Origin of the sequence: Nocardia blacklockiae, from assembly GCF_015477355.1 — a bacterium.
GTDB classification, from domain to species: domain Bacteria; phylum Actinomycetota; class Actinomycetes; order Mycobacteriales; family Mycobacteriaceae; genus Nocardia; species Nocardia blacklockiae.
Genome location: NZ_JADLRJ010000007.1, coordinates 96,731 through 109,820, shown reverse-complemented (window position 1 = coordinate 109,820; position 13,090 = coordinate 96,731). Strand labels below are relative to the sequence as shown.

General features: G+C 72.7%; 11 protein-coding genes. 8 read left to right on the top strand and 3 right to left on the bottom strand.

Annotated elements, in window-relative coordinates; all coding sequences use genetic code 11:
• Positions 1-16 precede the first annotated feature (16 nt).
• From IU476_RS21935 to IU476_RS21920, 4 genes are all read left to right on the top strand, one after another.
• The gene (locus IU476_RS21935) at positions 17-1,585 is read left to right on the top strand and encodes a phytoene desaturase family protein (protein ID WP_324194185.1); all 1,569 of its coding nucleotides are present in this window, start codon (positions 17-19) and stop codon (positions 1,583-1,585) included.
• Entirely contained in the window at positions 1,582-2,388 is an 807-nt protein-coding gene (locus IU476_RS21930) for a carotenoid biosynthesis protein (protein ID WP_195102923.1), read from the top strand. The genes IU476_RS21935 and IU476_RS21930 overlap by 4 nt, the downstream gene beginning before the upstream one ends.
• Before the next feature lie 74 nt (positions 2,389-2,462).
• Positions 2,463-3,188, top strand: a complete 726-nt coding sequence (locus IU476_RS21925; RefSeq protein ID WP_438944051.1) for an LppM family (lipo)protein — start codon at positions 2,463-2,465, stop codon at positions 3,186-3,188.
• A gap of 119 nt (positions 3,189-3,307) precedes the next feature.
• Entirely contained in the window at positions 3,308-4,528 is a 1,221-nt protein-coding gene (locus IU476_RS21920) for a glycosyltransferase family 2 protein (RefSeq protein WP_195102920.1), read from the top strand.
• Between the two features lie 242 nt (positions 4,529-4,770).
• Here the strand turns inward: IU476_RS21920 and IU476_RS21915 are convergent, their stop codons facing one another.
• Complete coding sequence (locus tag IU476_RS21915; protein WP_195102917.1) at positions 4,771-5,481, bottom strand: hypothetical protein; 711 nt, start codon at positions 5,479-5,481, stop codon at positions 4,771-4,773.
• Between the two features lie 85 nt (positions 5,482-5,566).
• The gene (locus IU476_RS21910; RefSeq protein WP_195102915.1) at positions 5,567-6,565 is read right to left on the bottom strand and encodes a methylenetetrahydrofolate reductase; all 999 of its coding nucleotides are present in this window, start codon (positions 6,563-6,565) and stop codon (positions 5,567-5,569) included.
• Between the two features lie 153 nt (positions 6,566-6,718).
• On the opposite strand from IU476_RS21910, the gene IU476_RS21905 reads away from it, so the two are divergent.
• The 4 genes from IU476_RS21905 (at position 6,719) to IU476_RS21890 (ending at position 12,307) form a co-directional block, all read left to right on the top strand.
• Positions 6,719-7,831, top strand: coding sequence for a polyprenyl synthetase family protein (locus IU476_RS21905; RefSeq protein ID WP_195102913.1), 1,113 nt, complete (start codon positions 6,719-6,721; stop codon positions 7,829-7,831).
• A gap of 16 nt (positions 7,832-7,847) precedes the next feature.
• Positions 7,848-9,428 (top strand): phytoene desaturase family protein, encoded by a 1,581-nt coding sequence (crtI, locus tag IU476_RS21900; protein WP_195102911.1) that lies wholly within the window; start codon positions 7,848-7,850, stop codon positions 9,426-9,428.
• Between the two features lie 243 nt (positions 9,429-9,671).
• Positions 9,672-11,276, top strand: a complete 1,605-nt coding sequence (locus IU476_RS21895) for an alpha-(1->6)-mannopyranosyltransferase A (protein WP_195102910.1) — start codon at positions 9,672-9,674, stop codon at positions 11,274-11,276.
• On the top strand, positions 11,273-12,307 hold the full coding sequence (locus tag IU476_RS21890; protein ID WP_195102909.1) for a phytoene/squalene synthase family protein: 1,035 nt from the start codon (positions 11,273-11,275) through the stop codon (positions 12,305-12,307). Before IU476_RS21895 ends, IU476_RS21890 begins: the two co-directional genes overlap by 4 nt.
• Before the next feature lie 343 nt (positions 12,308-12,650).
• Here the strand turns inward: IU476_RS21890 and IU476_RS21885 are convergent, their stop codons facing one another.
• Positions 12,651-13,019 (bottom strand): Rv2175c family DNA-binding protein, encoded by a 369-nt coding sequence (locus IU476_RS21885; RefSeq protein ID WP_195102908.1) that lies wholly within the window; start codon positions 13,017-13,019, stop codon positions 12,651-12,653.
• Positions 13,020-13,090: the final 71 nt, after the last annotated feature.

Sequence of the window (13,090 nt, the reverse complement as noted above, 5' to 3'; positions counted from 1 at the left end):
CGAACGCGGTGCCGCGGTGAGCGTGCTCGTGGTCGGCTCGGGCCACAACGCACTGGTCGCCGCCTGCTATCTGGCGCGGGCCGGGCACCGGGTAGAGGTGCTCGAGCGCGACGAGGTGCTGGGCGGCGCGGTGTCGACGGTCGAGCGGTTTCCCGGCCACCTGGTGGATCGCGGTTCCTCGGCGCACATCATGATCCGGCACACCGGCATCGTCGAGGAACTGGAGCTGGATCGCTTCGGGCTGCGCTATCTCGATTGCGACCCCTGGGCTTTCGCGCCCGCGCCGCCGGGCGGGGATCGGCCGCCGCTCGTGTTCCACCGCGACCTGGACCGGACCTGCGCGTCGATCGAAGCGGCCTGCGGCACCCGCGACGCCGACGCCTACCGGCGCTTCGTGCGCACGTGGGAGCCGCGCGCGCGGCGGGTGATGCGGTCGTTCGCGGGACCGCCGGTACCCGGCCGCCTGCTGCGCTCGTTCTGGGGGCTCGACGCGCGCGCGGGCGGCAGCGCGCTGTCGCGGGAATTCCTGCAGACCGGAGACGCGTTGCTGGACAGCTGGTTCGACGACGAGCGGCTCAAGGCCGCGCTGGCCTGGTTCGGCGCGCAGTCCGGCCCGCCGATGTCGGAACCGGGCACCGCGCCGATGGTGGGATTCGCGGCCCTGATGCACACGCTGCCGCCCGGCCGCGCGGTCGGCGGCAGCGGCGCGCTGACCGCGGCCCTGGTCGAACGCCTGCGCGCCGAGGGCGGCACGGTCTCACCCGGCGACGCCGTGACCGAACTGCGCCGCGCCGGCGACGGCTGGCGGGTGCGCACCGAGTCGGGCCGAAACCTGCACGCGCGCACCGTGATCGCGGGCACTCACATCCTGACCACGCTGGACCTGCTGGGGCGCGGCGGATTCGACCCGGAGGCGCTGGCCGGGTGGCGGCGGCGGATCCGCGTCGGCCCGGGCATCGGCATGGTGGTCCGCGCGGCGACCGACGCGCTGCCGCGCTATCCCGGCGCGTCGATCGAGGAGTCGAGCCGCGGCCTGCAACTGCTGGCGACCGACCGGCGGCAGCTGCGGCGCGCGCACGGCGCCGCCCTCGCCGGTGACCTGCCGCCGCAGCCGGTGGTGCTGGCGATGAGTTTCAGCGCGCTCGACCCGTCGATCGCGCCGCCCGGACAGCACCAGATGTCGCTGTGGGCCCAGTGGCACCCCTACCGGCTCGCCGACGGCAGCGACTGGAGCGCGCACGCCGAGCGCGAGGGCGATCGCATCATCGCCGAGGTGGACTCGGCCGCACCGGGTTTCGCCGCGTCGGTACGCGAGCGCTTCGTGCAGACCCCGGCCGATCTGGAACGCGAACTCGGGCTGATCGGCGGCAATGTGATGCACGTGGAGATGTCGCTGGACCAGATGTTCTTCTGGCGGCCGCTGCCGGAGCTGTCCGGGCACCGCGTGCCGGGCGCGCCGGGCCTGTACCTGACCGGCGCGTCGACGCATCCGGGCGGCGGCGTCTCGGGCGCGGCCGGGCGCAGCGCCGCCCGGGTGGCGCTGCGGGACCTGCGGCGGCCCCGGCTGCCGCGCCTGCGGGAATGACGGCCCGCCGGGCGCCGGTGGTCGCGGCGCTCGCGCTGATCCTGACGCAGATCGCCTATCCGCTGACGGCGGGCGTGGCGCGCGACCGGATCACCGTGGCGATCGTCCTGCTGTCGGCGGCCACCGCGCTGACCCACGCCGCGCTGACCCGGGGCCCGCGCTTCGCCGCCGGATTCCTGGTGATCGTGTCGGGGCTCGGGCTGGCCGCCGAGATCGCCGGTACCGCAACCGGATTCCCGTTCGGCTGCTACAGGTACGCGCACGGCGGCCTGGGGCCCGCGCTGGCGGAGGTCCCGCTGGTGGTCCCGCTGGCGTGGACCGGCGGCCTGTATCCGGTGTGGGTGGTGGTGCGGCGGCTGACTCCGCTTGTGGCGGTGCGCATTCCGCTGACCGCCCTCGGCGCGGTCGGCTGGGACCTGTTCCTGGATCCGCAGATGGTCGCCGACGGCCGCTGGACCTGGTGTTCGGCGCATCCGGGACTGCCCGGGGTGCCGCAGATTCCGTACACCAACTACCTCGGCTGGTTCGCGGTCGCGAGTGTCATGGCGGCGCTGCTGGAACTGCTCGGCCGCCGGTACGCCGCGACCGTGGACACGCTCGCCGTCCCGGTCGCGGTCTTCCTGTGGACGTGGCTGGGTTCCGCGCTGGCGCACGTGGCGTTCCTCGGCCTCCCGGTCTCGGGCGGCTACGGCCTCCTGGGCCTGGGCGTGCTCGGAATTCCGTTGCTGGCGACCATGTTCCGCGACCGCCCCGCCGCGCGCGGCCACTGCCCGGGCATCTGCGGCACGCCTCGCGACCCGTGACGCGCACGCCCGCCGCACACCTCCCGGCCCGTCGCATGCCGGGCCCGTCCGCGGGTCATGGCACGATGTGAGCCGTGCAGCCGAGTCCGACAACTCCGAAGCCCGCCGGGCCGAGCGCCCGCTCGCCGCGCCGGGGCCGCCATCGCGCCTGGTCACTGGTGATGCTGGCGGTCCTGCTGATGCCCTTGCTGGCCGGGTGCCTGCGCCTGCAGGTGTCGATGGGCGTGTCGTCGAACGACCGGGTGTCGGGCCGCATCGTCGCCGCCGCCGTGCCCGCCAACGACAAGGACAAAGGCCCGGAGCTGAAGGTGCCCGAGTCGTTGTCGGCGAAGGTGCGGGTGGAGCCGTACACGCAGGACGGGTACGCGGGCAGCCAGGTCTATTTCGACGACCTGACCTTCGGCGAGGTGCAGCAGCTCGGGCAACTGTCCGACGAGACCCAGGGCATGTTCAACCTGCAGTTCACCCGCACCGGCGACCAGGTCGTCCTGTCCGGGCGCGTCGATCTGCGGACCGTGCCGCCGCAGGGCTCGGACGTGCAGTTCACCGTGGCGTTCCCGTCCCGGGTCGGCACCACCAACGGCACCCGGGAGGGCGACTCGGTCGTCTCCTGGAAGCTGCCGCCCGGCGATGTCAGCCCGGTGCGCGCCGAGGTGAAGTACGCCGACCCCAACACCCGCTCGTTCGCCGGGTGGGCGGGTATCGTCGGCGGCATCACGCTGGCCGTCGCCGCCATCGTCGCCGTCCTGGCCTACGTCAGCCGCAACCCCACGCCGCCGTGGGCGCGAACGAACGACTGACTCGTCGAATCCTCCTGTCCCGGCCCGTATTTCGGGCCGGTCACGATCACTTTCGAGACCGGCGGAGAGACGGAGACGGACGCGACAGCCGCCGCCGGGTGTGAAAGGCTGGATGGCACATGAAGAGGACACGTGAGTTCGCGGCGCGGGCGGGCGCGGCGGGCGTAAACGCAAGGGCGGTCCACGGTCTGGTGCTGGCGGGCACCGTGGTCGCCGGTGCCGGCGCGGCCGTGGCCGCGCTGAACCGGATCACGGTGCCGCAGCTGGCGGGGGCGCGCACCACCGTGATCGAGCCGGTGACGGTCTGCGTCCCGGCCCGCGACGAGGTCGGGCGGCTGCCCGCCCTGATCGCGGATCTGCGTGCGCAACAAGGCGTTCCGCGGCTGCGGGTGCTGATCCTCGACGACCGTTCGGCCGACGCCACCTACGAGGCGGCCGCGGCCGCGGCAGGCGGCGACGAACGGTTCACGGTGATCTGCGCCGACACCGAGCCCGCGCCCGGCTGGACCGGCAAGGCCGCCGCCTGCGCGCGGCTGGCCGACATCGCCGGCGTCACCTCCGGCGCCACCACGGCCGGCGCGCTGGTGTTCCTCGACGCCGACGTGCGGCTGCGGCCCGGCGCGATCGCGGCGGCGGTCGGCGAATTGCGCAGGGGCCGGGCGGGATCGGTGTCGCCGTGGCCCCGGCAGCGGGCCGGGACGCCCGCCGAGGCGCTGGTGCAGCCGCTGCTGTGCTGGTCGTGGGCGACGACGCTGCCGATCCGGCTCGCCAATCGGAGCCTGCGGCCGTCCACGGCCGTGTCCTGCGGGCAGTTCCTGGTGTTCGACGCGGGCGCCTACCGGGCCGTGGGCGGGCACGCCGCCGTCGCCGCGGACGTCACCGAGGATCTGGCGCTGTCGCGGGCGCTGCGGCGCGCCGGGCACCGCACCGTGCTGCTGGGCGCGGGCCGGGTCGCCAGTACCCGGATGTACCGAGGCGCAGCCGATCTCGACGCCGGTTATACCCGCTGGCTGTGGTCGGCCTACGGCTCGGCGGCGGGCAGCGCCGCGGTCGGCGCGGTGGCCGCGCTCGCGTACTGGGCACCGCCGGTGGCCGCGCTGTTCGGGCGCGGCCGGCTCCGTCGCACCGGCTGCGCCGGCTACGCCTGCGCCGTCGCGGCCCGTCTACTGGCCCGCTCGCTGGAATCCGGCGGCGGGATCGGCGCGGCGGATGTCGCTGCCGCCGTGGCACACCCGCTCTCCATCGCCGCCTACCTGCGCCTGTCGGTGCGCTCGCACCGCCTGCACCGCGCAGGCGCCCTCAGCTGGAAGGGCCGCGCCCTACCCGCCCGCGCGGGCTGACCCCAACAACTGGCGGCTCGCGGTTCGCCGCTGGCACCAACGATTCGCGGAGCGCGACTCACGGCTGGGGCCAACGACTGGCGGTTTGCGGCTGGCCACTCGGCAGGTGGCGGTTCGCGGCTCGCCGCTTGGCAGGTGGCGGCTGGTGGTTCGCGGTTCACGGCTGGCCGCTGGGCAGATGGCGGCTGGCGGTTCGCAGCTGGTGGCTGGTGGCTTGGTAGATGGTTGCTGGCGGGTGGGATTCAGGGAACCGGGACGATGCCGACTGTCGGCAGGAACCAGCAGGTGCGGTCGCCGTTGCGGACCGAGCCGAAGACTGCGGCCAGGACTGTGCCGGAGCCGGTGTTCACGGGGACCGCGCGCACGCCGCCCGCGGGGAGCGCGGCCGCGAAGAAGTTCTGTACCGCCTGCTCGGCGAGCGGGCGGACCTCGGCGGGCACGTCCGCGGGCACCATCGCGCGCACCACCTGCGACAGCGGGTTCATCGCGGCGAAACCGGAACGGCCCGTGGACGTATTGAGCCACGCCACCTGCATGCCGGTGGTGTCCGCGCCGTCGGCGCCCAGCCCGTACGGCACGAAGGCGAACATCGTCTGGCCGGATTTCACCGCCGACACGTCCAGGCCGGGGGTCGGCACCGTCGTCTTGGGCCACGGCCCGGGCAGCGCACCGGCCAGCGCGGGCACCAGGCCCGCGGTGGTGCCGTCGTGGCACAGCGCCGACGCCGACGGGTACAGGAACGGCTGCACACCCAGCCGCTGCAGGCTGTCCACGGCGGTCTGGTAGGCGCTCAGCAAATCACTGGAACCGGCGGTCTCCACGCGACCGGCGGCAGCGGCCGCGGCGGCCGGATCGGGCGGCGCGGCCTCCGCCGACAACGCGCCGACGCAGGCCAGGGCGACGGACGCGCCCAGCACACCGGTGACACGGATCAGACTGCGCACAGCGGACATCGGAGTTCCCCTCGTCGTCACGGTCGGGATGCGACGGTACCGCGCGACGCGGGCATACGGACGGTTATCGGCCGCGAAACGCCGATCAGGCGCTCACCGGGGCCGCTGTCACCGTGTAGCCCAGATTGGTCAGCACCTCGGTGGTGGCCTTGGCGAAGTTGAGCGTGATGAAGTGCAGGCACGGCGCGCCCTCGTCGATCAGCCGCTGCCCGATCTCGGTGGCGATCTCGATGCCGACCGCGCGCACGGCGTTGCGGTTGGCCTCCGGGTCGTTGCCCGCGGCGCGCTCGAGCCGCCGCATCAGGTGCGCGGGCACCGGGCGGCCGGACAGCTCCTCGGCGCGCTGCACGGTGCGCAGCGAGGTGATCGGCATCAGCTCCGGGATGATCGGCTTGGCGCCCTCGACCGCGTCGCACGCCGCCACCCGGTCCCGCAGGCGCAGATAGTGTTCCACGTCGAAGAACATCTGGGTGATCGAATACTCCGCGCCCGCACGCAGTTTCGCGCACAGGTAGGCGGTGTCGTGGTCGAGGTCCGGGGACCGGTGGTGCCCCTGCGGGAACGACGCCACGCCCACGTGGAAGTCGCCGAGCCCGCGCACCATGCGCACCAGCTCCTCGGCGTAGGACAGGCCCTCGGGGTGGCGGCGCCACTCGCCCAGCGGGTCCCCGGGCGGATCGCCGCGCAGCACCAGCAGATTGCGAATGCCGGCGTCGGCGTAGGTGCCGACGATCGAGCGCAGCTCGGCGACGCTGTGCTCCACCGCGGTCAGGTGCGCCACCGTGAGCAGCGTGGTCTCGCGGGCGAGCTGACCGGTCACGCGGGCGGTGCGGTCGCGGGTCGAGCCGCCCGCGCCGTAGGTCATCGACACGAACGCCGGGTGCATGCGCTCGAACTCGCGGGCGGCCCGCCACAGCCGGGCCTCGGCGGCGGCGTCACGCGGCGGATTGAACTCCACCGAGAAGGGAATCGTCCCGTCCGGGCGCCTGACCAGCTGCCCGACGACGGAGGGAGTTCCGGAGACCTGCGGCGTCCGGGAACTTCGGCCTGGGGTCGAGGGTCCCCGTACGTTGTCGAAACTCACCGATCCAGTGTAAGTGCGGTGGCGCCGCTCACTGCGGGCCCTGGGCGCGTCCGCCGCGAATACGGAGGTCGGTAAGGTTCCCATTCGGGGTGCGGTCGTGCCCCGAACTACTTGTAGCCGCACGATCGGCGTGCCGAGTTCTGGGAGGTTCCTATGTCCGCCGGACCGGGCACTCCGACGCGATCGGCCCCGATCGGCCCCGCCGCGCTGGTCGCCGCCGTCGAGACCGCGCTCACCGAGTTCTTCGTCTCCCGCCGCGACCTGGTCGGCGAGCTGGGCCCGGTCTTCGTGGACGCGGCCGCCGAACTCGAGGATTTCGTGCTGCGCGGGGGCAAGCGCACCCGCCCGTCGTTCGCGTGGACGGGCTGGCTCGGCGCCGGCGGCGACCCGGCCGGGCCGCACGCGGCGGCGGTGCTCAACGCCTGTGCCGCACTGGAACTGGTGCAGGCGTGCGCACTGATCCACGACGACATCATCGACTCCTCGCGCACCCGCCGCGGCTTCCCGACCGTGCACGTGGACTTCGAGGAGCGCCACCGCGAGCGCGAATGGAGCGGCGACTCCGCGCATTTCGGGATCAGCGTGGCCGTCCTGATCGGTGATCTGGCCCTGGCCTGGGCCGACGACATGGTCGCGACCGCGGGCCTGGACCCCGCCGCGCGGATCCGGTTCGCCCCGGTGTGGGCGGCGATGCGCACGGAGGTGATGGGCGGGCAGCTGCTCGACATCCACGGCGAGGCGGGCGCCGACGATTCGGTGGAGGCCGCGCTGCGCATCAACCGCTACAAGACCGCCGCGTACACCGTGGAGCGGCCGCTGCACCTGGGGGCCGCGCTGGCCGCCGACGATCCGGCCCTGGTCGCCGCCTACCGGGAATTCGGCACCGATATCGGCATCGCGTTCCAGCTGCGCGACGATCTGCTGGGCGTATTCGGCGACCCGGCCGTCACCGGCAAGCCCTCCGGCGACGACCTGCGCGAGGGCAAGCGCACGGTGCTGATCGCCGAGGCGCTGCGCCGCGCCGACGCCTCCGCGCCCGCGGCGGCGCGCCTGTTGCGGACCTCGCTGGGCACCGACGTGTCCCCGGACACGGTGACCGAACTGCGCGAGCTGATCACCGAACTCGGCGCGGTAGAGGACGTGGAGCGGCGCATCACCGAGCTGACCGATCGCGGATTGGCGGCGCTCGAGCACAGCTCGGCCACGCCGGAGGCGAAGCAGCGGCTGCGGGCGATGGCCCTGGCCGCCACCAAGCGCGTCGCGTGATCTCAGGAGCGTAGTCGTGAAAACCGTTGCGGGACCGACCGATCGAATCGTCGTGGTCGGCGCGGGGCTGTCGGGTCTGTCGGCGGCGCTGCGGCTGACCGGTGCGGGGCGCGCGGTCACCCTGCTCGAACGCGCCGACCACCCCGGCGGGCGGGTCGGGATCCATCGCGGCCCCGATTACGAGATCGACTCCGGGGCAACCGTTCTCACCCTTCCCGAGCTGATCGACGAGGCACTGGCCGCGGTGGGCGCCACGGCCGCCGAGGTGGGCCTGCGCGTGCACCGGCTGGCCCCGGCGTATCGCGCCCGCTTCGCCGACGACTCCGTCATCGACGTCTTCGACGACCCGGGGGCGATGGCCGCCGAGGTGACCCGCGCCTGCGGGCCCGACGAGGCGCGGCGGTACCTGCGGCTGCGCGAATGGCTCGGTCGCGTGTACGGCGCGGCGTACGGCCAATTCATGGACACCAATTTCGACTCGCCGTTGGACCTGGTCCGGCTGCCGGACAAGCGGGCGGCACTGTTCGAGCTGGTCCGGCTGGGCGCGTTCGGGCGGCTCGGGCCGCGGGTGGGCCGCACGCTGGGTGATCCCCGGCTGGCGCGGCTGTTCACCTTCCAGGCGTTGTACGCGGGGATGGCGCCGGCGCAGGCGCTGGCCGTGTACGGGGCCATCCCGCACATGGACACCTGCCTGGGCGTCTATTTTCCCGAGGGCGGCATGCGCACCATCCCCGCGGCCATGGCGGCCGCGTTCGTCGCCGCGGGCGGGCGGCTAGAGCTGAACACCGCGGTCACGGGACTGGACTACGTCGACGGGCGGGCGCGGCGGGTACGCACCGCCGACGGGCGCGCGTTCGACTGCGACGCGGTGGTGCTCACCGCCGACCTGGGCGGACTGGACCGGTTCGGCCTGCGCTCGCGGCGGCCGCTGCGGGCCTCGCCCTCGGCCGTCGTCGCGCACGGCACCGTGCCCGCGGAAGTCGCCGCCGCCTGGCCGGTGCGGGCCCATCACACCATCGACTTCGGGGCCGCCTGGGAGACCACGTTCGCCGAGATCGCCGCCCGGCGCGGGCACGGGCAGTTGATGCGCGACCCGTCGCTGCTGCTCACCCGCCCGGCGCTCAGCGATCCCGGCCTGTTCGTCGACCGTCCGACCGGCCGCCACGAACCGCTCTCGCTGCTCGCACCGTGCCCGAATCTCGTTGCGGCACCGCTGCACTGGGACCGGATCGGCCGGGCCTACCTGCGCGAACTGCTGGCCGTGCTGGAGCGCCGCGGCTACCGCGGCATCGCCGACCACTTCACCGTCGACCACCTCGACACCCCGCAGACCTGGCAGGCCCAGGACATGCTCGCCGGGACACCGTTCTCCGCCGCCCACCTCTTCCGCCAGACCGGCCCCTTCCGCCCCCGCAACCTCCCCCGCACCGCCGAGAACGTCGTCCTGGCCGGTTGCGGCACCACGCCGGGCGTAGGCGTGCCCACCACCGTCTTCTCCGGAAAACTCGCCGCCCAGCGAATCGTCGGCACGCCCGGCAGAGCACGGCCCGGCCTCGCGCAGCGTTCCACCGCTCGAGCATCCGATATCCACGCCTAGGGCATGGTTCGGAAGCCCGTGCGCGATCGCCGCCGGAATTCCGCTCGCGCGGCGGGAGGGCACGCCGGGCGGATGAGTGGGCGGTATGCGCGGAATGCGCCGGGGACGGCGGGGTTCGGTGGGTACCTCGGGGTGAGAGGCGGCGACCGACGCGCTAGTGTTCCCGGCAACCAATTAAAATGGCGGCGACCTGTTGACAGCGGTCGCGACCGCACCGACTTTCCCGGGGGGACCCGACGACCTATGCCGACCCCCGAAGCGAATACCGCCACCGTGGCGGGCACAGTAATCACCGAGGCCCCGGCTCCCGACGCCCCGGCGGTCCCGCGCACCCTGCGCTGGTGGATCCACTTCGCCGCCGACTTCCTGCGTAGTCCCGAGGGCCATGCCGCGCTGCTCGGCTTCTGGGGCTCGCTGATGATCACCTTCGGCGGCCTGGGCGCCGGCGCCGTGCGGCGCAGCGATCCGCTGCTCGAGGCGGCGCATCTGTCGTGGCTGCGGTTCGGGCACGGTTACGCGCTGGCCACCATCGGCATCTGGATCGGCGTGCTGGCGATGATCGTCGCGTGGGTTCGGCTGGGCCGCATCACGATCGGCAATTCCGAGCACGGCAGCGCGGTGACGCTGAACGAGCTGCGGGCCGTCGTGGGCATCTGGATCTTCCCGCTGCTGTTCGCGGTGCCGATGTTCAGCGCCGACGTCTACTCCTACCTGGCGCAGGGCGCGCTGCTGCGCGACGGTTACGACCCCTACACGGTCGGCCCGGTCGTCAGCCCGGGTGTACTGCTGGACAACGTGAGTCCCGTGTGGACCACCACCACCGCGCCGTACGGCCCGATCTTCCTGCTGCTGGGCAAGTGGATCACCACGGTCACCGGCGACAACGTGGTGGCCGGCACCTGGGCGATGCGCCTGGTCATGCTGCCCGGCCTGGCCCTGATGATGTGGGCGGTCCCGCACCTGACCAAGCACCTGGGTGGCAAGCCGACGGTCGCGCTGTGGCTCGCGGTGCTCAACCCGCTGGTGCTGATCCACCTGATCGGCGGCGTGCACAACGAGATGCTGATGGTCGGCCTGATGGCGGCCGGCATCGCGCTGGTGCTGGAGCGGCATCACGCGGCCGGCATCGTGGTGGTCGCGATCGGCGTGGCGATCAAGGCGACCGCGGGCGTGGCGCTGCCGTTCCTGGTGTGGATCTGGATGATTCACGAACGCGAGCGCCGCGCCGCCGAGGACAAGGGTCCGCTCCCGCACCCGCTGTGGACCTTCGCCAAGATCGGCGGACTGGGCCTGTCGGTGTTCGCGGTGGTGTTCGCCGCGGCGTCGGCGGTGGCTGGGGTCGGGATCGGCTGGCTGACCGCGCTGTCGGGGTCGAAGAAGATCATCAACTGGCTGTCACTACCGACCATCATGGCGCACATGGTCACCTGGGTGACGCCGCTGCGCGTGGAGTCGGTGCTGACCTGGACGCGCGGCCTGTGCGCGGTGGCGCTGGTGGCGATCCTGATCTGGACGTGGTGGCGGTTCAAGCTCAGCGAGCGGGAGGCCGTGCTGGGCATCCTGATCGCGTTCGTCGCGATCGTCATCCTGTCGCCCGCGGCGCTGCCCTGGTACTACTCGTGGCCGCTGGCGCTGGCCGCCGGTTTCGCGATGTCGACGACGACGCTGATGGTGCTGGTGGGCCTGTGTACCTGGCTGATGCTGGTGTTCCAGCCGGGCGGCGCGATCGGGCTGTACAACCCGGTGCACGTCGCTGCGGCCACCTTCGTCGCGGTGGTGGCGGCGCTGTCGCTGCGCACGGTGGACCCGCTGCGGTTGCGCGCCGACTCGGGTAGATCACGGCAGTGAGCGACGGCCCGCTAGGCGGCCGGCGCACGGATTCGGCCGCCTACCGGCAGTGCCGGGCCGTCGCCGCCACCCACGGCCGCACCTACTTTCTCGCCACCCGCCTGCTCTCCCCCGACCGCCGCCCCGCCGTCCACGCCCTCTACGCCTTCGCCCGCACCGTCGACGACATCGTCGACCACGGCGCGAAAGACGCAGCGCGCCAACTGGACCTGATCGAACAACTCCTCCGCGATCGATTGGGCTGCCCGCCGCCCCCTGTCTCGCAATCGGTCGACGAGCACACACCACTCCACGCGGACAGCTCGGCAGCGGGTAGCGGGCACACTTCGTGCGCGGAGCTGCACTCCGCGCCCGTGCCGGCGGAGTGGGAGCCGGTGTTGTGGGCGGTCGGTGACACGATCGAGCGGTTTGCCATTGCGCCCGAGCACTTCTGGACGTTTCTGGACGCCATGCGGATGGACGTGCCCGGCACGCCGCTGTTTCGCGATCACTACGCCACGATGGACGAGTTGCGCGAGTACATGCGCGGGTCGGCGGCGGCGATCGGGTTGCAGTTGCTGCCCGTGCTGGGCACGGTCGTGCCGCGCGTCGAGGCCGAACCCGCCGCGGCCGCGTTGGGTGAGGCCTTCCAGCTCACCAACTTCCTGCGCGACGTGGGTGAGGATCTCGACCGCGGCCGGGTCTACCTGCCCGCCGCCGAACTGGCTGCCTTCGGCGTGGACGACGAACTGCTCGCACACGGCCGCCGCACCGGCCGCACCGACGTCCGGCTGCGCCGCGCCCTGGCCCACCTGATCGCCACCAACCGCGCCCTGTACCGCCGCGCCGCCCCAGGCATCGATCTACTCACCCCGCGCGTACGCCCGGCCATCCGCACAGCCGCCACCCTGTACGCCGCAATCCTCGACCAGATCGAACACTCCGACTACGCAATCTTCACCACCCGCGCCGTCGTCCCCACCCACCGCCGATTGCGCACCGCCGCCCGCGAATTCGCCCCCGCCCTCCTGCCTTCCAGACGCAGCAACTAACCACTCCGCCCGCGAATCCGCCACCGGGCACGCCCCCAGCCCCGGCATGCCCTTCACCATCATCCTGCGTGCCCCCCACCACCGTCATCCGGCGTGCCCCCACCACCGTCATCCCGGCATGCCCTCACCACCGTCATCCCGGCATGCTTTTGGCCGGGATCCACAGGCGGTCCACTGGATCCCGGCCAAAAGCGTGCCGGGATGACGTGTTCCCGCGTCGAGAAGGCGTGTGTCACGTGTTGAGAAAGGCGTGTCTCTCGTGTCGAGAAGGTGCACGAGACGTGGGGGAATGCCCGCGCGAATCACGCGTCGGGAAGTGGCGTGATTCGCGCGGGAGGAATCGTCAGAAGGGTTCGGCGGCTGCGCGGCGGACTACCTCGCGGGCGAGGGGGCCGTGGATGGCGTCGACGGGGCGGCCGGGGAGGGTGTCGTCCTCGGTGTAGAGCCACTCGAGGATTTCCTCGTTGGTGTATTTCGCGTCGCGCATCACCGTGAGCAGGCCGGGTAGGGGTTTCACGACGGCGCCGGTGGAGTCGAAGAAGTCCTTCGGGATCCCGGCCACGCCGTCCCGGCGCACCGCGAGGAGCTGATGGTCGCGCAGCATCTGGTGTACGCGGGTCACCGCGACGTCGAGCTGGTCCGCCACGTCGGGCAACGGCAGCAGGGTCACCGACTCCGGAACAACATCGTCGCTGCAGGGAAAGGCACTCACCCGAACAACGGTAGACCGTCCCCGCCCGCACGTCGTGAAACACCCTGACGGTGTCCGCCTATACCATCGAC

What these genes read in the sequence shown, in the direction of transcription:
- IU476_RS21930 (WP_195102923.1), top strand. Translation starts at nt 1,582, where the DNA reads ATGACGGCCCGCCGGGCGCCGGTGGTCGCGGCGCTCGCGCTGATCCTG.
- IU476_RS21920 (WP_195102920.1), top strand. Translation starts at nt 3,308, where the DNA reads ATGAAGAGGACACGTGAGTTCGCGGCGCGGGCGGGCGCGGCGGGCGTA.
- IU476_RS21915 (WP_195102917.1), bottom strand. Translation starts at nt 5,481, where the DNA reads ATGTCCGCTGTGCGCAGTCTGATCCGTGTCACCGGTGTGCTGGGCGCG.
- IU476_RS21905 (WP_195102913.1), top strand. Translation starts at nt 6,719, where the DNA reads ATGTCCGCCGGACCGGGCACTCCGACGCGATCGGCCCCGATCGGCCCC.
- IU476_RS21895 (WP_195102910.1), top strand. Translation starts at nt 9,672, where the DNA reads ATGCCGACCCCCGAAGCGAATACCGCCACCGTGGCGGGCACAGTAATC.